Source organism: Syntrophaceae bacterium (genome assembly GCA_013177825.1).
Classification (GTDB): domain Bacteria; phylum Desulfobacterota; class Syntrophia; order Syntrophales; family PHBD01; genus PHBD01.
Genome location: JABLXX010000008.1, coordinates 115847 through 138523, shown reverse-complemented (window position 1 = coordinate 138523; position 22677 = coordinate 115847). Strand labels below are relative to the sequence as shown.

Below are 22677 nucleotides of genomic sequence, written 5' to 3'. Positions count from 1 at the left end.
CATGGCGAACACCATGGCCTTCTTTTTTTACCTTTCCCCCTGTGTGAGCAGAGCGGATTTTTTCAACCCTTTTCAAGGCACCGATTCCTGGACGTCCGGGTCGAGGGATCCTGACGGTAGTATTCCCGCAGGACGCGATAGAGCTCCGGTGCATGCTCGATCATCAAGCGCGGCTGATCAAAGAATTGTTCCGTGGCAACGGCGAAAAACTCCGCTTCACTCGTTGCGCCGTAGGAATTGAGGAACGATTTCCTTCCCTTTTCGACATCGCTCCGGAGACGTAAATATTCGTGTGAACAGGTCTGGACCCAATCCCTGTACTCTGCCCGGTCCCAAAGCGGGGGCGTGCCGTCGGCCGCGCCGCTCAGCATGTCCAGTTTGTGGGCGAATTCGTGATAAACGACATTGTGGCCCAGTTCCGGATGGCGTCCGCCATGGAGGGCGGCATCCCAGATAATGATAACGGGTCCCTGCCGAAACGCCTGTCCGATAATGGCCTGTTCCGGCTCCACCGGTGCGAGCGCCGTTTCAAAGAATCCGGGCCTGTGCCGGGGTGCAACGACGGTAGACGGATAGACGACGATGGTGTCCACATTGCGGTAATAGTTGTGGGGCAGGCCCAGAAGGAGCAGGCATGCCTGGGCAGAGATCGTCACACGGATTTCGTCGGTCAGGTCCAGACCGCCGGCGCCTGCCCAATTCTTTTCCGCGATGAACACTTGAACCAGTGCGCGCAGATGCGCCCGCTCGGCATCCTCCAGCATGCAGTAATGGGCGACATTCTGCCGGATGATTTCTTCCCATGCGGATGGGAAAGGGGCTTCGGTGAGTTTCCGTCGTTGACGTTCGACCAGCCAGCGAAACATTGCAAGATGCTTTCTTATGTCCTTTTTAAGTATCAAGCATTGAGCTTCAATTTAATAGCGGATTTGTAATGCTCCTATGAAGGTGCAGTAGTAAGAACAGAAATCTTGACAAAAGGTTTTTTCACGGCCGCAGGTAATATTCTGATTCTAATTTTTGCTGATGGAATATTACAGTCCGATATTAAAAACTCAGCCATAATATCGGCGCGTTTCCGGGCCAGCGCGATTCTTTTATGATATGGGAATGCAGATTCTGCGCCGCTCTCAACAAGAATATTGATTTCATTGTTCCGGCCGTAGATATCCTTCAGGATCACGACGGATTGCTTCATTGAATCCGATATGTTCGCTTCCCCCGCGTGAAAAATCTGCGGCTGAATAAAAGGGACTGTTTCTATTGAGAGAGAAACGGGAGCTTTGAGATCGGAACTAAATACTTTCTGGAGCCAAAGTGTCTCTTCCGCACTTATTGAGACGTCTCTCTTGACTTTCAGTAAAACGGTCACCTGCTGCCCCTTGTCATGATAGCCCATCGAAAAGTCGATTACTCGTGAGGGTGACAACATCATTTCAACCTTGGCAATGGATGGCCTGATCGCCGCGAGAAGATCCTCTCTGGATCTCTTTACCAGGTCCTGGGCCGGCACCGGCGGTATGATTTTCGGTAAGGATGGCTTGCTGATTTCCTTCTTGAGTCCCCCACGCAAGACTTTAACCTGATCCAGGTTAAACCTCACATTCCGTTTAAGGCTGTCCGACAGGATCTTTTCTGCCGGCATGACATCCGCGTCTTTTAAATAATTTACCGTATCAACAACGGCATTGATTTCCAGCGTGCCATCTTCCTGTTTGTAATAACTGAAAGTCGATAGTCTTGAGAACTCATCCCTATCAAATGATTTTTTTAATATTGTTTGTATATCCTGTTTTAATTTGACCTCTGAAATGGTTTGAGCCAGCGTATAGATGAGCGGAATGGATATTAGAAATAGAACAAGGGCAAGAAAGATAATCCTTTTTTTAAGCTGTTCCTTATCGAGATTGTTTGTAAGAATCGGCCTGAATCCATAAAAATAGAAAACGGAACAGCTGGTAATGACAATTGCAACAAAATTTGTAAAAAAGAGAAAAAATCCTCCCGATGCAACATAAATATTTCCGATCCCGATTCCGAACCCTGTAACACTGAGAGGAGGAATCACGGCGGTTGCAATGGCAACCCCCGGTACGACGGTTAGATAACCCTTCTTGGTACAGATGGCGGCTGCACCCGCTGTGCCGGCAAGGAAAGCAATGAGAAGATCGTAAAGATTAGGGGTAGTCCTTGATAGAATTTCATTTGTAATTTCGGTGAGGGGAGAAAGATAGGTTGCGATGCCGGCGATCACGACTGAAACGACGACACTAATAATAAGCTTCTTAAGAGATTTATTCCATATAACCTTATCTCCGGTAATAAAAGAAAAACCGAAGCTCAGCATCGGCCCCATAAGAGGAGATATAAGCATGGCTCCGATAATGACGGGGGCACTGTTTATAAGCAGACCGCTGAGTGCTATCAGATTGGCCAAGGTAAGCATGAGGAAATATCCGGCGGTAGTATCAACCTCGGAATAGATGTCTTTGATTACGGACTTTTGATCGATAGATGCATAATTTTCTCAAGCATGTGTCTGATTAAATACTTTATTCTGATGGCGAAAGGTGAATTCATAGACTCCTCTGCCCAATAATGTAATTAATTACATGAAGATCGAAACATTAAATACAGGCATTCCCACACGACGGTACAAAATCAGAAAAAACGATCATCCCCATGGACCACCTCAAGATTCCCGTCATAATCCTTGCCCGCGTGTTTTGCGACTGTTCAACAGCAAAAAAGACAATGCCCATGGAAGGTTCATCGCCTGCAAGCAGCATGCTTTTCATTTGCCGCTTCCACCCGATGCACCTTTAGCATCGGGAAAGGTGCGAGTGGACAGTCTGCCAAGGGTCATTCTCTGGGCGATGATTGAAAATACGACGATCGTGTACGTGATCGTGATGATTGTCGCTCGTTCCGGCACTGGTGGTAGAGAAAGAGCGAGGCCGCCGCGCAATTCACGTAAGTCCGCCCACAACGAATGTTGAAGCAATAACACCCAGCGTCGCGAGCATGCTTATGACCCATTGCTGACGGCTCAAGTCTTCGAGCTTGATATGCATTGCTCCGGCGAAAAGAGGAAAGGACAAAATGCCATGCAATAACGACTGATTGAAGTCGATTGTCTCCAGGATTCTGGCCACATGAACCTGCCCGATGTCCACACCCAGTCCACTGAGCAAGATAATGCCCAAAGAGGTCGCCAGAGCGGTAAACATAACGCCGATGGTGATCGGCATGCGGAGCACGCGGTAGTTGATGTAACTGAACAACGCCGTCAGTATCACCAATATGGACGTTATTTCAAATAGATTCATGCGCCTTTCGTCAGGTCTTCAACCTGAGCGATCGCCGGGAGCTCAAGCTTCACGTTTCAAGCGTACATCAAGAACCGGAGCGTCCACCAGATGGAATGTTGCCGAAGCCAATGAAACCTTCCCATGGGTTGCCTCAAACTCATCCAGAATCCTCGTGAAAAGGACGTCTTTGGTACTGCGCCGTTGCTTGTAGTTCGTTATATAGCGGACAGTAAACTCCATCCAGTTGTCGTTGGCAATGAGCGTTACCGCAGGCTCAAGCCGGGCATCTTCAATCCGGTATTTCATCACCATCTCATGCCAGGTCTTCTTTACTTCCGGCACGACAGTGCCCAACGCGTCATCAGCAATTTTCTGCAGTATTTCACGGGCAAGTTTATAGTCGCTGCCATACTTGACCGGAACCGTTATTTCGTCCCAGAGAAAGGGAAAATCACCTGAATAATTGAATACCGGTTCCTTGAAAACGAAACTGTTGGCGACCCTGACAATGCGGCCGTTATACAGGTCAGCCCTTACCCACTGCCCCGTTTCCATGATCGTGGTCCGTAAGACGCCGATATCGATCACGTCGCCAACAATGCCCCCCAATTGAACCCTGTGGCCGACGGAATAGAAGTTGCCGAAAGAAACGGCCACCCATCCGGCGATACTTGCGATTACCTCCTGCAAGGCGAAAGCAATGCCGGCACCGGCCACGCCAAAGGCGACCGTCAAATTTCCAAATTTATCGCTGAAGATAACTGTAATAAAAATGACGGCAACAAGTGTGCCGGCTGCATTGACAAGTTTCTTGAGACGGTAACGGGTATCCGTACCTTCAATGCGCCCCAGCAGAAACCGGTGAAATGCACGGGTTATGATAGAGATCACAAGTATGCCAGCAATAACTGCAACAATTTTTCCCACCAGAGGGTCAAAAAAAATCGTTTCAACCGATTTCCATAGCGTTTCACTCATAATTACAGCCTACCTCCTAAGGCTTATAAACCGTTAGAAGAATAGTCCTTTAGTCGTCGATATGAAAAATAACTATGGGCAAACCACCCGAGGATCACTCCAATAATGATCGCAAATACTATCAATAGAGCTCGCGACATAGATATACTCCAGAACAGAAAAGTGACATCAACTGCTTCTACATTTTGTATAACAAAGATGGCGGAGAGACTTACCGCGATAAGAATCAGTATGAATTTGTAATTCATATCATCCTCCCTTCTTCTTTACTCAGCATGGAGAATCTTGAATTATACAAGTATCTGCTTACACAACTGCTGTAATGTTTACATGAGTTATAATTGTTGGTTAGTGGTATGGTTAATATTATCATTAAAAAAAAGACCCGACAAGGAATAGATCCAAGTCGGGTCTTTTCCCATGCCTTTATAACTTCCGCGTTATTTCTTTACGGTGATCTCGAAGTGATCCCTCCTGTTCAGCGCCCAGGCTTCCTCCGTGTGGCCCGGATCCAACGGACGTTCTTCGCCGTAGCTGATCGTCGTGATGCGAGCCTTGTCGATCCCGAGATCCATCAGGTATTGCTGGGCGCCGGCGGCTCTTCTTTCACCCAGTGCAAGGTTGTATTCCCTCGTGCCCCGCTCGTCACAGTGGCCTTCGATCAGGACCGTCGCTTCCCGGTTGTTTTTCAGGTACTCGCCCAGCTTGTCCAGTATCTCCCGCGCCTCGGGCTTCAGGTTGTATTTGTCAAAGTCGAAGTGGATGTTTTCGAATGCCACCGCCTCTTCAACCACCGAGGGAGCGGCTTCTTCTTTTTTCATCTCCTCGGCTGGGGGCGCCGGTTTCTCAGGCATGGCTACGGGCAGGCCGAGGAAAACTTTCTCGACGAAATCGGCCATGGCCTGCGGTGTCCCGAGATCGTCGGCATTCACGGCCATCCCGCATTTGCCCTCCCGGACAACCTCCCGGGCGAGCGTTTCACCGCCGGGAGGCGGTGCTTTCCCGATCTGAATCGCGTAAATGCAGAGCCGGTCGCCGTATTGCGACTTGACCGCCGCCGCGTTTTCGATGACGCTCCCGGGCCTGATGTCGTCAACGCCCGTGATCTCCTCGAAGTCGCTGACAATGATGATTGCCGAATTACCCGGCAATCCCTTGAGGTCTTCGCCGGACGCCGCGATCGTCCTCCCCAGCGGCGTACGTCCAAGAGGCAGTCCGAGCTTGTCCAAGGGCTTCACGAAGTCGTCCCTGTTGAACGGAGACATCCCATACACCAGTTCGGTCTTTTCCTCTCCCTTTGATCCTCCGAAGTCCCTCAGCCCGGCAGTCAGCTTGATATCGGGAATCGTCGCAGCCAGCCTCCGTGTCACGTCCTCCGCGAATTCCAGGCGATTGCCGCGGCCGAGACGCTCCGCCATCGACGAGGACGTGTCATAGAGAACAGAGAAATTATCCGTTTTTTGAACGAGTTGCCCTGACTTTATTTTCGGATTGAGATCGACCGGCGTATAGGCCATCTTCGCCGCGCAGCCCGAGAACAGGATGCACGATACAACCATCACAAAAAACCAAAGGATTCTTCTCATGGTGTGTGTCCTCCTTTCTTTCTGCTTATTTATGGTTACCGGATGGTTTCCGGATTTCTTGTGGTTTGAGACTGCCGGTCCGACAACAGGAATGAGTTCAGGTATCGGACGTGTCCGGCTGGAGGTGTCCGCCGGTCGTTACCGCCGGTTTTTCCCTGCTGTAGAAACGGGTCGTCGGGTAGGCGAGATCGATGTCGTCCTCTCCGGCAAGGGTATCGAGCACGGCTTCCCGTATCTGCTGTTCGGCACATGGATGATTCTGCCTGTGTTCCGGTCGGCATCCACAGAATGAAATTCAGCGTGAATCGGACGGCCAGCAGGAAAAAGAGAATGACAATGGACAGGATCAGCTTCTCCAGCAGGTCGGGAGATATCCGTAAATATTCAATTAACGACTGCATGGCCGCCAGCCTCCTGGTTCTTCGGATTCATGCGGTAATTATGAGTGGAATTTCAAATAACGGGACTTGCCGGTACATCAATCGTGGTGGACGGCCGGGACGTCCGAACAGGAGAAACAATGGAAGATGAAGGAAATTACCGTTAATTCATATGATTGCATCAGCCTTCGATACGGCATCGTCCGCAGGCCGGAACCTCCACTCCATCATAACAGCCAAATGACTACGGCGGGCGTTTGAGCCGATCATGATTTGATGATCGTTAAGGTTCACAATGCCCTCCCGTGCGTTTTCCCGTTCGCGGATATTCACGGGCCGGTGATGGTTGCCGGCCCCATCAAGGGCCGTCGGTAAGAACTGTTCTATGCGAGCAATGTATTGTCAGAGGATTAAAGGGAATCGATGCACGGCAGATGATCACGTCGCAGCTTGTTTTCGGGGGTGAACATTAAAAAAAGCAACATCAGATGATTCAGAATAAAACAATATGATTCTCATGTAAATAAAAAAGGGCGATCCGCATATAAGGTCTCCCGTGGGATTATCTCCGGAACCTTCGTGCGCATTACTGCTATGCCGATATGTCCGAAAAGCCGTACATAATGATCGTCAAATTCTTCGAGAGAAAAATCTGGGACTCGGCGAGGCCTGCATGGACGGATTGCGCAGGGGCCTTCCGGTCGAGAAGCATTCCGTTATGGCAGATGGTCATGACCAGGACCGGCAATCCGCAGCCGTCCTGCCGGGCTGTATAGCAACCCGGGACAGGAGGCAGATTTGAAATCCGCCCCCTGTTTTATGATCGGGGCGTTGTCGTTACCGAGGGGAAATGGTAGTGTGGCCGTGGTGAGAGCCGTCCATTCGTATAATGCAGACCCTCACAATCCCCGGAGGAGCGTGTACGATGCCCATCGACTTCATGAATCCCTCGCGATACCAGGAACTCCTGGAGGTACTGGCCGGACAGGTCCACCGGGACCTCGTGCGCAAGTACCCGGATGAGTTATGGAAGATCCGCTACGACGAGCTTCCCTACGGCTCGCTCAATGAGGATCAGAAGGTGCTGGTCCGCGATGCAGCCAGAGAAAACCTGGACGAGCTTCTCAAAGCCGGAATCAAGATCGAAACTCCCCATACGCCGGAATCGAACCTTCAGGAGGAACGGTTCCGGGTGGAGGCTCTTCTCAAGCAGGGGGAGCCCATTCTTGCGTACGACAGTGTCCGGCATGCCCTGAAGGATTATCCGGCCGATGTGTATCTCCGTCAGCTCCAGGCCCTGGCCCTGATTCGAACCGGTGGTCCCGCGGAGGCCCTGGGCATCCTCCGGCAACTCCTGAAGGAAGGACATCGGGACCAGGGAACGCTGGCGCCGCTGGCCCGCGCTTTGCGCGATCTCGGAGAACGCGCCACGGAGCCGGAAGCCCGCCTGCGATGTCTGAAACGCTCCTTCGAACTGTACGAGGAGGCCTACCGATCCAATCGGGGCATGTGGAGCGGCATCCATGCCGCCTGGCTGGCCCTGGAACTCGGCCGGAAGGACAAGGCCGCCGAACTGGCGGCCCTGATCGAGGCCGGCGTCCGGGAAATGCTTCAGGACACCGCGGATAAAGGAACGGACACATTCTGGCACCGGATGATCTTCGGCATCACGGCGGTCCTTCAAGGACGATTCAGCGAGGGATTCGAATCGTTTCAGGCATTATCGGAACTCAGCCAGGGCCGCAGCGGCGACATGGCGGAAGTGAGACACATCGTCCAGAGCATCCTGGTACTGCTCGGGGAAGACCCCACTCCCCTGGAGTGCGTGCTGCCTTCACCGAAAGTGGTCGTTTTCGCGGGACACATGGTTGACTTTGCAGATCGGAAGGAGCCGCGCTTCCCTCCATCCCTCGTCGAAACCGTGGCGGGGGAAATCCGGGAACGCATTTCAAACCTCAACGTGGCGGCCGGCTTCGCTTCCGCCGCCTGCGGTGCACCGATCCTGTTCCACGAGGTGGTACTGGCGGCAGGCGGCGAAACGCACGTGGTGCTGCCGTACGGCCGAGAGGAGTTCTTTGCGGACAGCGTGGCGATCCGGGAGGATATGGACTGGAAAGACAGGTTTGAACGGGTCCTGGAGAAAGCCAGGCGCGTCATCGTCACCAGTCCTCAGCGGCTCGACGAAGGGAGCGTCGTCTTCCGGTATGCGAACCACCTGCTGCTCGGCCTGGCCATGCTCCGCGCAAGACAGCTCCGGTGCGGGCTGGTGCCGCTCGTGGTCTGGGACGGCAGGCCCAGTTCCGCGACAGGCAGTGTTGCCCAGACGATGAGCGACTGGAAAAAACTGGGACACTCGATGGAGATCATCGATCTGCGGAAATTCCGACCGGACGGCATCGAGGTCCGCAGGCAGCCCCACCGTGCCCGGGCCGCGACCCGGCTCCCGGCCGGCCTGAGCGCGCAGACCATGATCATGCTGTTCGCGGACGTGGTTCACTTCAGCAGGATGCAGGAGCGGCAGATGCCCCACTTCGTCGCCGGCTTCCTGGATGCCATCGGCAGAATCGAGAAGGATCTCGGTCTGAAGCCCGTCGCGAAAAACACGTGGGGCGACGGGCTGTTTCTCGTATTCCGGAAGGCCGAGGACGCCATCCGGTACGGCCGCGCCCTGCTGGACTGCATCAACGGGACGAACTGGGGCGTGCTCGGCCTGCCCGCCGAAATCAACCTGCGCGTGGCCCTGCATGCCGGGCCGGTCTATATCGGGCGGGATCCCGTAACGGGGCGCCGAACCTGCTACGGCACACATGTCAACAGCGCCGCCCGCATCGAACCCATCACGCCGCCGGGGAAGATTTACGTCAGCCAGGCCGTTGCCGCGCTGGTCACGGCGCAGCGTCTGAAAAACTGCGCCTGCGAGTATGTCGGCCAGATGCCGCTGGCCAAGAATTACGGCGTGTTTCCGATGTATGTTCTCCAGACGGCCGGGGCCGAACCGGAAGACATGGTAGACCGAGATCATCAAGCCGTTAAGGACCAGCCGACGCAGGGGGCCTGTCATGACGGTTAAACATGTGACCCGGGAGAGGATCGACCGCTACATCCTTGACGCCGAAGGCAAGGAGAAGCTGCTGTCTTCCATTTACAAGATCAGCAGCCTCCTCACGAAGCCGGTCACGCTGGACCGGATCCTCACGGAAATCGTGAAGGAGACGTCGAGGGTCTTCGGACTCACAAGGGTTGCCATCTTTCTCAAGGACGAGGAAAGCAACCTCCTGGAATGCAAATACCTGATCGGTTTCAAGCCTACCGAGCGGGAACGGGCGCTCACCCGCCCCTTTCGCCTGGACCGGCACGACTGCATCGAAACCTCCGTCGTAAAGACGGGGACGACCATCTTCATCAAGGACCACGCGAACGACGGCAGGATCACGGACATCGACCTGAAAATCAGCAGGATTCACAAAAGGGTGTCCACGCTGGCCGTGCCCCTCATGATCAAGAAGGATGTCATCGGGCTCATCGAGGCGGACAGGAACGACGTGAAGATGGACCTGACGAAAAGCGAGATCAAGTCTTTCTCCATCTTCGCGAACCAGGCCAGCATCATCATCGAGAACGCCAAGCTCCAGGAAAGGAACAAGAAACGAATCCAGCAGCTCCTGTCGTGGCAGGAAGTCGAGACGGACATGGTCTGCGAAAGCGGGGAAATGAAGAAAGTGCTCGCGCAGGCGCTCAAGATCGCCAGGAGCTACGACACGACCGTCCTGATCGAAGGGGAAACCGGGACCGGCAAGGAAATCATCGCCAGGATGCTGCACTACCACAGCAGCCGGGTCGGGAAACCCTATATCCGCATCAACTGCGGCGCCATCAGCAAGGACCTCGTCGAATCCGAGTTCTTCGGCTACGACCGGGGAACCTTCACCGGCGGGCTACAGGAGGGGAAGAAAGGGCTTTTCGAGCTGGCCGACGGCGGGACCCTGCTCCTGGACGAAATCAGCGAGTTGCTGCCGTCCATCCAGGTCAAGCTGTTGCGGTTTCTGGAAGAGCGGGAGTTCTATCCCGTGGGAGGCTCAAAAACCAAAAAGGTGGACGTCCGGATCATCGCGGCCACAAACCGGAAGCTGGAAGATGCGATCAGCGAAGGGAAATTCCGGAAGGATCTGTACTACCGCCTCAACATCGTCAAGCTGTGGCTTCCGCCCCTGAGGGAGAGAAAAGAGGACACCGTCCCCATCGCTCTTTTTTTCATGAACAAATTCAACAAGAAATACGGGAAGAGGTTCCAGGAGATATCGGAAGGCGCCCGGCGCATCCTGGTGGATGCCCCCTGGACGGGCAACATCCGGGAGCTGAAGAACGCGATCGATCGCGTCGTTCTGATGGAAGAGGGCAGCATCATCGAGCCCCGCCATCTCGCGTTCGTGGTGAACAGCCACAATGATTCCGGCTGGAGCGGAGAGGTCCCCGTCGGGCGCTTCCGGAACTACCAGGGGGAGGCCGCCGACAATCACGAACCTTCGGAACCGTCGTACCGGGACAGGCTTTTCATGGAGGCCCTGCGCCATTTCATCCGGCAGAACGCTTATTACGAGCAGGGCCCCGGCCTGCCGGAGCGGAAGACGGCCCACGACGCGCCGCCCCCGGCTTATGTAGGAAAAGCGCTGCCGGTGAACGCTTTCGCAACGGGCAAGGATAACGACGAGCAGAACCGGAACCTGCTCATCCAGGCCCTGGACATCTGCGAGGGGAACAAGTCGCGCGCCGCCCGGATGCTGGGCATCTCCAGGCCGACCGCCGTGTACCGTATCCGGAAGTACGGTATCGGCCGGCGGAAAAAAGGGGGCTGACCCCATTTCCGCTTCCAGCCTCTCTCGCGAAGCTTTATTCATGATATTGGAAGAATAAGGAGTAGGCGATGCCTCATGTGACAGCGAATGGAATACAGATCGAATATGATGTGTTTGGCGATCGTTCTTTCCCGGCATTGCTGCTGATTGCAGGATGCGGCGCCCAGATGCTCTTCTGGGAGGTTGAGTTCTGCGAATCCCTGGCCCAAAAAAGATTCTTCGTCATTCGTTTTGACAACAGGGACGCCGGTCTTTCGACGAAATTCGATGAAGCGGGAATTCCCGACATGATGGCCGCCGTCAAGGCGGCCATGCAAGGTAAAACGGTGGAATCGGCGTATTCCCTGGACGACATGGCGGATGACTCCGTTGGCCTGCTGGATGCCCTGGGCATCGGGAAGGCGCATATTTGCGGCGCTTCCATGGGCGGCATGATCGCCCAGATGATCACCTATCGGCATCCCGACCGTGTCCTGAGCCTGACTTCCATCATGTCGACGACCGGAAATCCAGGCCTCCCGCAGGGGAAACCCGAGGAGATCGCCGCCGTTGTCGCGCCGGCCCCGGAGGAACGCGAGGCCTATGTCGAACACAACGTGAATGTCTGGCGGAGGATCTGGAGCCCCGGGTTTCCTTTCGAGGAAGAAAGAGCCCGGACGTTCCTGGAGAAGAGCTATGACCGTTCCTATTGCCCGCAGGGAATGGCACGCCAGAACACGGCGGTTATTGCGGGTGGCGATCGAAGGCCCATGCTGTCGTCCATCAGGGTTCCGACGCTTGTCATTCATGGGGCCGATGATCCGCTGATCCCGGTCGAAGGAGGAAAAGACACGGCCCGGGTGATACCGGGAGCAAGATTGTTGATCGTCAATGGAATGGGGCATGACATGCCGAAAGGGGTCTGGGCGGAAATAGCAGAGGCCATTTCCCGGCATTCAAATCAAACCGACCGATGAAAGGATGAATCGCCGACCTGAGCCCCGTCAATTCGAACGGGGGCGTTTTCGGGGACGATTGATCGATGCCGTCACGCGGGACGCTTAATTGCCGTAGATCGGGGTTTCGTTGTAAGTATCTGCAAAGTTGGTAATCGAAGATTCCTTCCTGAAAGACAGAATCCGATGATTATGACGGGTATACTACCTGTAGTAATCATTATTCGTTGTAATAATCAGATTATAGATAAGTTGGCGTTGTTTACATTTTCAGGATTTCTTGCAAGAAAATTTGAAAGGAGGATCCAATGAGAAAAATTGCGTTCGTCTTCATTTCGGTGGTTGTGATGTCCGCCGCCTTCTTCACATTGAACGGAAGCGCCCAGATGGGCAGCGATGTGATGGGGCCAGGCAGCGGCACCGGCTGGGGAGTGGGCGCCTTTCGCTCAAACGGCGAACGAATCTATTATACTTCCACAAGCAACCGGGGCACGGAAATAGCCTACACCGGCGGCCCCTCTTATGGCGGATGGATGATGATGAGAGGGAGATTGGCCTGTGTTTCATGCCACGGTCCAGACGGACGGGGCGGCATACACCGGATGGGCATGATGCAGGTTATGGATGCAAAGGACATTCGCTGGTCAGTCCTGAAAAAAGAATTTGACGCTAAAAAATTCCAGTTGGCAGTTGTCAAGGGGCAGGATCCCGATGGCACGCAACTAAAGCCGGACATGCCTCGCTGGAACATCAGCAATGAGGATCTGGCTGATTTGATAGCTTTCCTCAAAAAGCTGCCATAGGATAGGCGGATATTCCTTAACCAAAGCCATCAATGATCATGAAAGTCTGTGTATCTTTGGGTTTGACAAACAGAAATCCGTAGGAAGTCATGACGACTGCTTCTTGGGCATAAGCATCACGGAATATTTCTCCAGTGCAGCGAACATCGCCTCGGGTGAAAAGGCGCCATGGCTTGCTCCGGCATGATTTTTCAGCATCTATCGACCTGTCGTCGGGGGTATGAAGTCCGCCAACAAGGAGGCTGATGTGGACCACCATCATTCCGAAGAAAAGTCTCAAGAACTGCATGGTGGAAGCCAAGAAAAGCACGATCGGCACGATGGGCACGTGGAAAGTGCCCATGAACAAGGACATAGGGCAGGCAACAAGCACGAGGGAGGCCATGCCCACATGATTGCCGACTTCCGGATGCGATTCTGGATATCCCTTGCAGTCACCATCCCAATTCTTGCCCTTTCACCGTTAATCCAGCAAGTTCTCGAGTTGAGGCACGTTCTGGCCTTCATAGGGGACGGGTACGTGCTCTTTCTTCTCTCCTCCTTCGTTTTCTTTTACGGCGGCGGCCCTTTTCTGAAAGGCTTCGTTGGGGAATTGGCGAAGAAGCAGCCTGCCATGATGACCCTGATTGCCGTAGCGATCACGACGGCCTATGTGTACAGCAGCATCGTCGTATTCGGTCTGAGAGGAAAAGTGTTCTTTTGGGAACTCGCCACCCTCATCGACATCATGCTTCTGGGGCACTGGATCGAGATGAAATCCGTCATGGGGGCATCCATGGCCCTGGAGGAACTGGCAAGGCTCATGCCTTCCAATGCACATAAAGTCATGCCCGATGGCAGTACTTGGGATGTCTCCCTGGGTGAGCTCAAGGCAGGGGACCGGGTCATGATCAAACCGGGGGAGAAGGTCCCCGTAGACGGCGAGGTGATAGAGGGGACAACGTCGGTAAACGAGGCCATGCTGACCGGGGAATCAAAACCCATACCCAAACAACCGGGAGGAATAGTCATAGGGGGTTCCATCAACGGTGAAGGCTCCGTTACGGTGGAGGTCAGGAAAACAGGCAGGGATTCCTTCCTTTCCCAGGTGATCGAACTTGTCAGGCAAGCCCAGGAGAGCAAGTCCAGGACTCAGGACTTGGCAAACCGGGCCGCACTTTGGTTGACCATCATTGCCCTGACGGGAGGAGGTGTGACGATCGGCCTATGGTTGGCCGTTATGCACCAGGATTTTGCCTTCGCTCTCGAACGAATGGTAACCGTCATGGTGATCACATGTCCCCATGCGTTAGGCCTCGCCGTCCCTCTAGTCATTGCCGTTTCTACCGCCCAAGCCGCCGCTAGCGGTCTTCTGATACGAAACAGGGCGGCATTTGAAAGGGGCAGGAACATCCAGGCCATCATATTTGACAAGACGGGCACGCTGACGCAGGGGAAATTCGGCGTCACTGGCACGATCCTCTTTTCTCACGACATCAAAGACGAGGAACTCCTGAAGTATGCCGCTTCCGTTGAGTCGCGGTCGGAGCATCCGATAGCGCAGGGGATTGTCTCCTCCTCAAAGGCAACCTTTTCTGTTGAAGGTTTCAAAGCCATTCCCGGAAGAGGGGCTGAAGGAATCGTAGAGGGCAAGGAGGTGAAAGTCATCAGCCCCGGCTATCTTAGAGAAAAGGGGATCAGCGTTGCTGATGAAAGGATTGGAAGGCTCAGCGCACAGGGAAAGACCGTTATTTTTGTCGTGATGAACGGAGAGCTGAAGGGCGCCATCGCTCTTGCGGATATCATCAGGCCTGAATCCAGGGAGACCATAGCAAAGCTCAAGGAGATGGGAATCCGATGCATGATGCTGACCGGAGACAACAGGCTCGTGGCCAAATGGGTTTCTGACGAGATCGGCTTGGATGAATACTTCGCTGAGGTACTGCCCCAGGAAAAGGCAGATAAAATCAAAGAGGTCCAGTCACGGGGGCTGATTGTAGCCATGACGGGGGATGGAGTGAACGACGCCCCCGCCTTGGCCCAAGCCGATGTGGGGATAGCGATCGGGGCAGGCACCGATGTGGCTGTCGAGACGGCTGACATTGTCCTCGTGAGAAGCAATCCTCTCGACACGGTGGCCATTATCAGCCTTGCCCGGGCAACTTACAGGAAGATGGTCCAGAACCTTGCCTGGGCAACGGGTTACAATGCTTTCGCAATTCCGCTGGCAGCGGGTGTCCTCTACAAATACGGAATCCTGCTGAGCCCCGCCATGGGGGCTGTCCTCATGTCCCTGAGCACGGTCATTGTGGCCATCAACGCGCGATTTCTGCGTGTCGCCCGATAAGGAACAAAAAAGCAAATTGCCATTCTAAGGTAGACATCGTTGATGCTTCGTATTTTTCATAGCTTCTCTAGGAAAATACATCGGCAAATGAGGTAAGAAAGGGCAGGGGTAGAAATGGCTCTGCCTTTTTTATACATATTTCTGATGGAAATCATTGATCATGAGATAAGGCTCGGACTGAAGAGTTGTAGGTGCTAAATGTAAAAAAATAGATAACCTGCCCCCTGATCCCGTCTTATGCCGCAATCCCAGCACAAAAACTGGCCTCGTTTCTGGGGGCAGGTCAATACTTAACATTCCTTCATAAAATGAATCATCTGATTCAATTTGTGAACCACGGGTTCATCGATCCCACGATGCAGCACCGCCTCACCAAGTAAAATATCAATCAATAACAAAGTGTAACGCGTCCCGGTTGTATGAGGGCACGCCCCTTGCTCTGTATCGTGTCGTTCCATGCATGTCGTGGGAAGGCAGGGGACCGCAAAGGGGGCGGTCGTCCGTTCAACGTCCCTGTTTTGGGAGGAACAGGGCAGACACGAAAGGAGGGAGTATGGACTGGAGGGAGGAGTACAAGCGCAAATCGACGAGCCTGGCCGGTGCGGCCGCGCAGATCCGCAACAATGACTTCGTGGGGATCGGATTGGCCGTCGGTTCCTGTTCCCCGGCCATGTTCGACGCCATCCTGGACCGGGGGAAAGAGCTGAAAGGGGTGCGGATCTGCGATTCCGTCGCCGTTCGCCCGTCGAGGCTCTACGATCTCGAGTTCATGAAAGGCCTGGACGGCCACATCAACTTCGACCCGTCCTTCGGAACGGGTGCCAGCCGCAAGATCATCGAGTCCCGCCTGCCGGATTACCTGCCCCTCATGAGCTCCGAGGGTGGCGACAAGTACGCGAAACGCTCCGACGTCTTCATCTGCATGACGACGCCGCCAAACTCCCAGGGATTCATCAACCTCGGCCTCACGAACTTCTACACCATGGAGGCCATCCGGAGAGGGCGCGAGGAGGGAAAGCTCCGCCTGGCCATCGCCGAGGTGAACGACCAGATGCCGACGATCTACGGCGACAACTGGATGCACATCTCCGAGTTCGACGTCTTCGTGGAGAACTCGACCCCCATCCCCAAGGTCGGCCGGGCCACGCCGGGGGAGCGGGAGAAGAAGATCGGGGATTATGCCCTGGAGCTGCTCAAAGACGGCGATACGATCCAGATGGGCATCGGGGCCATCCCGGAGGCCGTCGTGGCGGGCCTGGAAGGCAAGCACGACCTGGGCGTCCTGACGGAGATGTTCCCCATCGGCCTGCCCCAGCTCGTGGAAAAGGGCATCGTCACGAACGCGAAGAAGCCCTTCCACAAGGGCGTCACCGTGGCGACCTTCTGCATGGGCGACCAGTCCATGTACGACTATGTCCACGAGAATCCCGTCTGCGAATTCTACCCGTCTTCCTACACCAACAACCCCGCCTTCATCGCCCAGCACCCCAACATGGTCGCCATGAACATGGCCATGATGGTGGACATGAGCGGCCAGATCGCCTCGGAGGGAATCGGCCACCGCATGGTGAGCGGCGTCGGCGGGCAGCTCGACTTCATGGTGGGCACCTTCTACTCCCGGGGCGGCCGGGGCATCACGATGCTCTACTCGTCCCGGAAACTGAAGGACGGTTCGTTCGTCTCGGCGATTGTTCCGGAGCTGCCCCTCGGCACGCCCGTCAGCGTTCCCCGATTCTATGCCCAGTACGTCGTGACGGAGTACGGCATCGCCGACATCCGCTACAAGACGCGACGCGAGCGGGGCCTTGCCCTGATCGAGATCGCCCACCCGGACCTCCGGGGGGAGCTGAGAAACAGCCTGAAGAAGAATTTCTACATGACCAAATAAAGAGGGACGAAAGGAGAGATCCGTGAACCTGAAAGATGTGAAGGCGGTGGTTACCGGCGGCGCGTCGGGACTGGGGGAAGCGTGCGTCCGCATGATCGCGGGGGGAGGCGGCAGGGCCGCCATCTTCGACCTGCCGATGCAGAAGGACCGGGCGGAAAAGCTGATCGCCGAACTGGGGGCCGGCGTCATCTTCTGCAGCACCGACGTGACGAGCGAGGAGAGTGTCCTGGCCTCCGTCGCAAAGGCGGTGGACGCCTTCCGCGGCATCAACACGGCCATCAACTGCGCCGGCGTGGGCGACCCCGCGAAGCTCCTCTCCAAGAAGGGCCCCATGGCGCTCTCGTTTTTCAACCGGGTCGTGCAGATCAACCTGGTGGGCACCTTCAACGTGATCCGCCTGGCCGTGGAGCAGATGGTCAAGAACGAGGCGGGAGTCGACGGGGAGAAGGGCGTCGTCATCAACACGGCCTCCGCCGCGGCCTTCGACGGCCAGGTTGGCCAGCCGGCCTACAGCGCGTCCAAGGCCGGCGTCGTCGGCATGACCCTGCCCCTGGCCCGGGAGTGCGCCGACTACGGCGTCCGCGTCATGACGATCGCCCCGGGGCTCTTCAACACGCCGATGCTGGCAATCCTGCCGCAGGCCGCCCGCGACGCGCTGGGGGCGATGGTTCCTTTCCCGCGGCGTCTGGGCGAGCCCTCGGAGTTCGCCATGCTGTGCCGGCAGATCATCGAGAATCCGATGCTGAACGGCGAGGTGATCCGCCTGGACGGCGCGATCCGGATGGCCGCGAAATAGCAGCAAGGGGTGTTTCAGCGATTAAAAAGGAGAGATCAGAATGGTAAATCAGGAAGAAATCGTCATCGTCAGTGCGGTCCGGACGCCTTTCAGCCGCTTCGAGTCGGCCATGGCCGACATCCCCAGCATCGACCTGGGAGTGATCGTGATGAAGGAGGCCCTCCGGCGGGTGGGCCTCAAGCCGGACGAGGTGGACGACCTCTACTACGGGAGCTGCATTCCTGCAGAGTATGCCCTGGAGACGGACGTCCCGGGGCGGCAGGCCACGCTTCTGGCGGGTTTCCCTGCGGAGAACAACTCCGTCTCGCTGGATCGGGCCTGCTGCTCCTCCCTCACGGCGCTGCGACTCGGCGTCATGTCCATCCGGGCCGGGGAGGCGGAGATCGTGATGGCCGTGGGCTCCGAGAACATGCCGCGGACGCCGCACCTCGCCCCGGGCCTCCGGAGCGGAAAGCGGCTCGGCCACATCAAGCTGATTGATTGCCTCTTCGAACTGGGCTACAAGTCCAAGGGGTTCAACTCCGTCGCCCTGGATGCGGGCGAGGTGGCCGTCGAGCACGGCGTCACGCGGGAGATGCAGGACGCCTGGGCGCAGGGAAGCCAAGAGAAGTACGCCAAGGCCTTTGCCGAGGGGAAGTACAAGGTCGGCGAAGAGATCATCCCGGTGGTCATCCCGCAGAAGAAGGGGGAGCCCATCATCATCGACCGGGACGAATCCCCCCGGAAGACCACCCTGGAGGCGCTGGCAAAACTGAAGCCGATCTACGGCAGCCCCACCGTCACGGCGGGAAACGCCCCGCCCCTCAGCGCCGGCTCAAGCGCCATCCTGCTCATGACGGCGAAGAAGGCGAAAGAGAAGGGGCTGAAGCCGCTGGCGACGATCCTGGCGACCGTCAGCTCGGCGACCGATCCCCGGGGCATCGCCACCATCCCGGCGCAGACGATCGCGAAGGCGCTCAAGAGGGTAGAACTGAAGATCGGGAACATGGACCTGATCGAGATCAACGAGGCCTTCGCCGCCATGCCCCTCGTCTCCACCAAGCTCCTGGCCGGGGGCGACCCGGCGATCTGGAAGCAGCTCCTGGACAAGACCAACGTCAACGGCGGCGCCATCGCCATCGGGCACCCCGTGGGCGCCAGCGCGGCCCGGATCACCATGCACCTGGCCTACGAACTCCAGCGCCGGGGCGGCGGCTACGGCGTGGCGTCCATCTGCGGCGGCCTTGCGCAGGGCGAGGCGATCGTCATCAGGGTCTGAGCATCCCCGGGCACGCGGTCCCTGGGAATGCCGGGGGCCGCGGCAACGACGGCCGTTCTTTCATTCCGGAGTCATCTCATCAGGAAAGGGGTTTCGAATGGCAGAGACGATTTTTCAGGAAGAGCATCAGGTGTTCAGGGACAGCTTCAAGAAATTCCTCGCGAAAGAGGTCATCCCCTACCTTGAGGAATGGGAAGAAGTCGGCATCGTCCCCAAGGTGGTGTGGAAGAAAATGGGCGAGAACGGCTTCCTCTGCCCGTGGCTGGAAGAGGAGTACGGCGGCGCCGGCGGCGGATTCGAATATTCCGTCATCATCAACGAGGAGCTGTCCTACATCGGCGCCCACGGCCTCCTGGCGGGGCTCCACAGCGACATCATCGTTCCCTACATCCACACCTTCGGCAACGAGGAGCAGAAGCAGAAATGGCTCCCCGGCTGCGCCTCCGGCGACATCATCACCGCCGTCGCCATGACGGAGCCGGGCACCGGCTCGGATCTGGCCTCGATCCGCACCACCGCCGTCCGGGACGGCGACCACTACGTCATCAACGGGGCGAAGACCTTCATCTCCATCGGCATCCACTGCGACCTCGTCATCGTGGCGGCCAAGACGGACACGAAGGCCGATCCGCCCTTCAAGGGCATCAGCCTGATCTGCGTGGAGGACGGCACCCCCGGCTTCACCCGCGGCCGGAAGCTGAAGAAGATGGGCTTCCACAGCCAGGACACGGCGGAGCTGAACTTCGAGGACTGCCGCGTGCCCGTCGGGAACCTCCTGGGGAAGGAAGGGCAGGGGTTCTACTACCTGATGCAGAAGCTCCAGGGAGAGCGACTGGTGGTGAGCATCATCGCCCAGGCCATGGCCGAGGCCATGCTGGACATGACGGTCAAATACTGCAAGGAGCGGACGATCTTCGGGAAGCCCGTCAGCTCCTTCCAGCACAACACCTTCAAGATCGTGGAGATGGCCACGGAGATCGAGATCGGCCGGACGTTCCTGAATTCGCTGATCAGCGACTTCCTCGCCAAGAAGGACATCGTGAAGCAGGTATCCATGGCCAAATACTGGATCCCCGAGATGGCCAACCGGGTGGCCTACCACTGTGTTCAGCTCCACGGCGGTTACGGCTACATGGAGGAATACCCCATCTGCCGCTTCGCCCGGGACGTGCGCGTGATCCCCATCTTCGCCGGCACGACGGAGGTCATGAAGGTCATCGTCGGGCGGATGATGGGTCTTTGAGAACAGCCCCCCAGAAGCATTAAAACAGTATCCCCCCACTCCGGGTGTTCCGTGAAATTTCCAAGCGGAGCACCCGGCCCTGCCTTTTTAGCATGAATCCAGCGCATCATTATTCAAAAAGTACATAATATTGAGATGTTGTCGTAAATAGACTTGACAATTCCGCCTCGGACGATATAGTGACGCAATTTTTTGGGAATGACAGGAGTTAAATAGAAGATTTCCAGGAATCGTGAACCGTTTCTGAGGCAACGGTATGAAAAACAACGAACCTACCAATTCAACCCCGGCTTCTTTCAAGGAAGGCGGGTTTTTTTTACATGAAAGGCAAGGAAATGAGACGATTCTACGCCATGTTTACCTGGTCCATCGCTCTCCTGCTGTTTCTCGGGTGTGCGACGACGCTTCCTCCGGGAAGCGATAGCATTCGTCAGAAATCGCTGTCGGCTTCGGCTCCGGGTCAACCGGATCAAAGCGTTCAAGCGTTCCTCTATGGCGGAAACGGGATTGATTCCGGGATGAGCATTGCCTGCACGGAAGAAGGAGCCTGTCTGCTCTTCGGTGATACCGTGCGAAGTTTCGGCTGGTCTATGGACTACCTGGCTGTGAAGATTTCAGCGGACCAGAAGGTTATCTGGGCGAAAACGTACGATGGCAGTGGTGCGGATGGTGCACTTTTCGCCGTTGCCGCCTCGGATGGCGGATTTCTCCTCGTAGGCTTGAGCAAGAGCATGCTTTTTACTCCTCTCAAATCAACGGACAAACAGCAGTATCCCCTGATCATCAAGACCGACTCCACGGGCGACATCCAATGGGCTACGGTTATTGATTACTATATGAGTGGATTTGATTTCCATCTCAACAATGCCGTTCAAACCGCCGATAAAGGATATATCTTTTCCGGTAGTTCTCCCCGATGTAAGGATAAAAATAAAGGCGGCCCATTGCTTTTTAAGTTGTCTGAAAAAGGCGATCTGCTTTGGGCAAACTGTTATCATCTTTCAACTGGATCAGTAATGGATCAATTCCGGGTAACGGAAACCCAGGATCGAAACTTGGCCGTTCTTTTCAGTGCAACGGAGAAATTCGGTTTATTCCTTACAGATTTCGAAGGGAAGCCAATATGGGCGAAAACTCTCAAAAGCCCGGATACGAAGCGTATCTGGCCGCAAAGCTTAGTGATCGACAATAAAGGAAGGATTATCGCCACCGTTGCAAATGTTGTGAGCATAACGGGAAGTGGACAGGCCAATGCGGGGGTATCCAGGTTCACGTCCCAGGGGAACATCTTGTGGAGCCGCCAGTACAACATGAACAAGATCACTTATCCAAGGGTCATCGTGAGCGCATACGATCAACAGTTTCTCATCGCCGGAGTCACTGGTGACGGTGTATGGGGCTATCTTATAGGTTACAAGAAACCAGTAAATTACTTTGCTTTCCTGATTGATGAGGATGGCAATGAAAAATCATGCATATCGCCGGAGAAGCCAACCGTTGGAGTAAGGTCGGCGGTGAAATCGCAGGGCAGGTATTTCCTGTTCAGTGATTACGATTTATCGAAGGAAACAACAAATTTTTATCTTCTGCTTTGGAACCCCCTGAAGGATGCCCGCCCCGACTCATTGAAGCAAAAGGTTTCTCAAAGCCCGTTTCAACTTTCAGAAGAAAATGCAGCCATCACTCCGAAGCCGGTCGAGTTGCACGCCATGAAAATTGAAAAGAAGATATTGCAAGTCCGGGATCTTGGAATCAATCGTTCTCCGTGATGAAACCGGATAAGAGGGATCCATTGTCCACAAAATTCATCAGGAAGGGCCGACATGAAAACTCTCAGAATGTTCATCTTAATCGGCATGATTGTCGGTTTCACGGTCATGAATGGATGCGCAACGTTTCCGCGAGGCAATTCCGCTCAGGATTCAAGAATAAGAGACTCCGGCATGGCCACGTCGGCGATCCCGCAGGGGAATATTATTTTACCGGGACCGTTGAAACTCACCGGGATAAAGAATTTCTTCGATCCATCGGAAGAAAAAGCCGTATGGTGGTGTGAGTTTATTGCAAGCAGTTTCTTCTCACCTCCAACCATGACGGCCAAATGGTTTGCCCCCGACAAAAGCATTTACAAGGAACAAGAAATAAAAAGTTTCTGGATTTCGGAGGCGATCATAGCAGAGTTGCTGATCAAGGGCAGTGCCGCACAAGCAAAACAGGGAAAATGGAAAATAGAGGTTTATTACGAGGATAAATTATTCGATCAAGTGTGGTTTATGATAGGAGGGCAGAAAGAAACAGTGAAGATGGGAGAAGACTGAAT

General features: G+C 55.2%; 19 protein-coding genes. 13 read left to right on the top strand and 6 right to left on the bottom strand.

Annotated elements, in window-relative coordinates:
- Positions 1 to 62: 62 nt before the first annotated feature.
- Both HPY65_15755 and HPY65_15750 read right to left on the bottom strand, forming a co-directional pair.
- On the bottom strand, positions 63 to 866 hold the full coding sequence (locus tag HPY65_15755) for a zinc-dependent peptidase (GenBank protein NPU85931.1): 804 nt from the start codon (positions 864 to 866) through the stop codon (positions 63 to 65).
- Positions 867 to 940: 74 nt separating this feature from the next.
- Entirely contained in the window at positions 941 to 2446 is a 1506-nt protein-coding gene (locus tag HPY65_15750; GenBank protein NPU85930.1) for a TIGR00341 family protein, read from the bottom strand.
- A gap of 166 nt (positions 2447 to 2612) precedes the next feature.
- Here HPY65_15750 and HPY65_15745 point away from each other — a divergent pair, with 166 nt between their 5' ends.
- Complete coding sequence (locus HPY65_15745) at positions 2613 to 2999, top strand: hypothetical protein (protein ID NPU85929.1); 387 nt, start codon at positions 2613 to 2615, stop codon at positions 2997 to 2999.
- On the opposite strand, the gene HPY65_15740 is transcribed toward HPY65_15745, so the two are convergent.
- The 4 genes from HPY65_15740 to pal all read right to left on the bottom strand — a co-directional run bounded on the left by HPY65_15740 (position 2970) and on the right by pal (position 5875).
- Entirely contained in the window at positions 2970 to 3329 is a 360-nt protein-coding gene (locus HPY65_15740) for a hypothetical protein (GenBank protein ID NPU85928.1), read from the bottom strand. The two genes, HPY65_15745 and HPY65_15740, sit on opposite strands and share 30 nt — an antisense overlap.
- Before the next feature lie 42 nt (positions 3330 to 3371).
- Entirely contained in the window at positions 3372 to 4289 is a 918-nt protein-coding gene (locus HPY65_15735) for a mechanosensitive ion channel (GenBank protein ID NPU85927.1), read from the bottom strand.
- 23 nt (positions 4290 to 4312) lie between these two features.
- The gene (locus HPY65_15730) at positions 4313 to 4537 is read right to left on the bottom strand and encodes a LapA family protein (protein NPU85926.1); all 225 of its coding nucleotides are present in this window, start codon (positions 4535 to 4537) and stop codon (positions 4313 to 4315) included.
- Between the two features lie 192 nt (positions 4538 to 4729).
- A complete protein-coding gene (pal, locus tag HPY65_15725; GenBank protein ID NPU85925.1) occupies positions 4730 to 5875 on the bottom strand; it encodes a peptidoglycan-associated lipoprotein Pal in 1146 nt (381 codons plus the stop codon).
- Positions 5876 to 7180: 1305 nt separating this feature from the next.
- Between pal and HPY65_15720 the strand changes: the two genes are divergently transcribed.
- From HPY65_15720 to HPY65_15665, 12 genes are all read left to right on the top strand, one after another.
- Positions 7181 to 9325 (top strand): hypothetical protein, encoded by a 2145-nt coding sequence (locus HPY65_15720; protein ID NPU85924.1) that lies wholly within the window; start codon positions 7181 to 7183, stop codon positions 9323 to 9325.
- The gene (locus HPY65_15715) at positions 9315 to 11108 is read left to right on the top strand and encodes a sigma-54-dependent Fis family transcriptional regulator (protein NPU85923.1); all 1794 of its coding nucleotides are present in this window, start codon (positions 9315 to 9317) and stop codon (positions 11106 to 11108) included. The genes HPY65_15720 and HPY65_15715 overlap by 11 nt, the downstream gene beginning before the upstream one ends.
- A gap of 68 nt (positions 11109 to 11176) precedes the next feature.
- Positions 11177 to 12064 carry an alpha/beta fold hydrolase gene (locus tag HPY65_15710; GenBank protein ID NPU85922.1) on the top strand — a complete coding sequence of 296 codons (888 nt, stop codon included), beginning with the start codon at positions 11177 to 11179 and terminating at the stop codon, positions 12062 to 12064.
- Positions 12065 to 12351: 287 nt separating this feature from the next.
- Positions 12352 to 12846 (top strand): cytochrome c, encoded by a 495-nt coding sequence (locus HPY65_15705; GenBank protein ID NPU85921.1) that lies wholly within the window; start codon positions 12352 to 12354, stop codon positions 12844 to 12846.
- Positions 12847 to 13091: 245 nt separating this feature from the next.
- Entirely contained in the window at positions 13092 to 13241 is a 150-nt protein-coding gene (locus tag HPY65_15700; GenBank protein NPU85920.1) for a hypothetical protein, read from the top strand.
- Positions 13238 to 15172: a cadmium-translocating P-type ATPase gene (gene cadA / locus HPY65_15695; GenBank protein NPU85919.1), complete on the top strand. Its 1935-nt coding sequence runs from the start codon at positions 13238 to 13240 to the stop codon at positions 15170 to 15172. The genes HPY65_15700 and cadA overlap by 4 nt, the downstream gene beginning before the upstream one ends.
- Before the next feature lie 553 nt (positions 15173 to 15725).
- Positions 15726 to 17060 (top strand): acetyl-CoA hydrolase/transferase family protein, encoded by a 1335-nt coding sequence (locus HPY65_15690; GenBank protein ID NPU85918.1) that lies wholly within the window; start codon positions 15726 to 15728, stop codon positions 17058 to 17060.
- A gap of 22 nt (positions 17061 to 17082) precedes the next feature.
- The gene (locus HPY65_15685; protein ID NPU85917.1) at positions 17083 to 17856 is read left to right on the top strand and encodes an SDR family NAD(P)-dependent oxidoreductase; all 774 of its coding nucleotides are present in this window, start codon (positions 17083 to 17085) and stop codon (positions 17854 to 17856) included.
- 40 nt (positions 17857 to 17896) lie between these two features.
- On the top strand, positions 17897 to 19114 hold the full coding sequence (locus tag HPY65_15680) for a thiolase family protein (protein NPU85916.1): 1218 nt from the start codon (positions 17897 to 17899) through the stop codon (positions 19112 to 19114).
- Between the two features lie 97 nt (positions 19115 to 19211).
- Positions 19212 to 20357: an acyl-CoA dehydrogenase gene (locus tag HPY65_15675; GenBank protein NPU85915.1), complete on the top strand. Its 1146-nt coding sequence runs from the start codon at positions 19212 to 19214 to the stop codon at positions 20355 to 20357.
- Positions 20358 to 20677: 320 nt separating this feature from the next.
- Positions 20678 to 22126, top strand: a complete 1449-nt coding sequence (locus HPY65_15670; GenBank protein ID NPU85914.1) for a hypothetical protein — start codon at positions 20678 to 20680, stop codon at positions 22124 to 22126.
- A gap of 54 nt (positions 22127 to 22180) precedes the next feature.
- The gene (locus HPY65_15665; protein ID NPU85913.1) at positions 22181 to 22675 is read left to right on the top strand and encodes a hypothetical protein; all 495 of its coding nucleotides are present in this window, start codon (positions 22181 to 22183) and stop codon (positions 22673 to 22675) included.
- Positions 22676 to 22677: the final 2 nt, after the last annotated feature.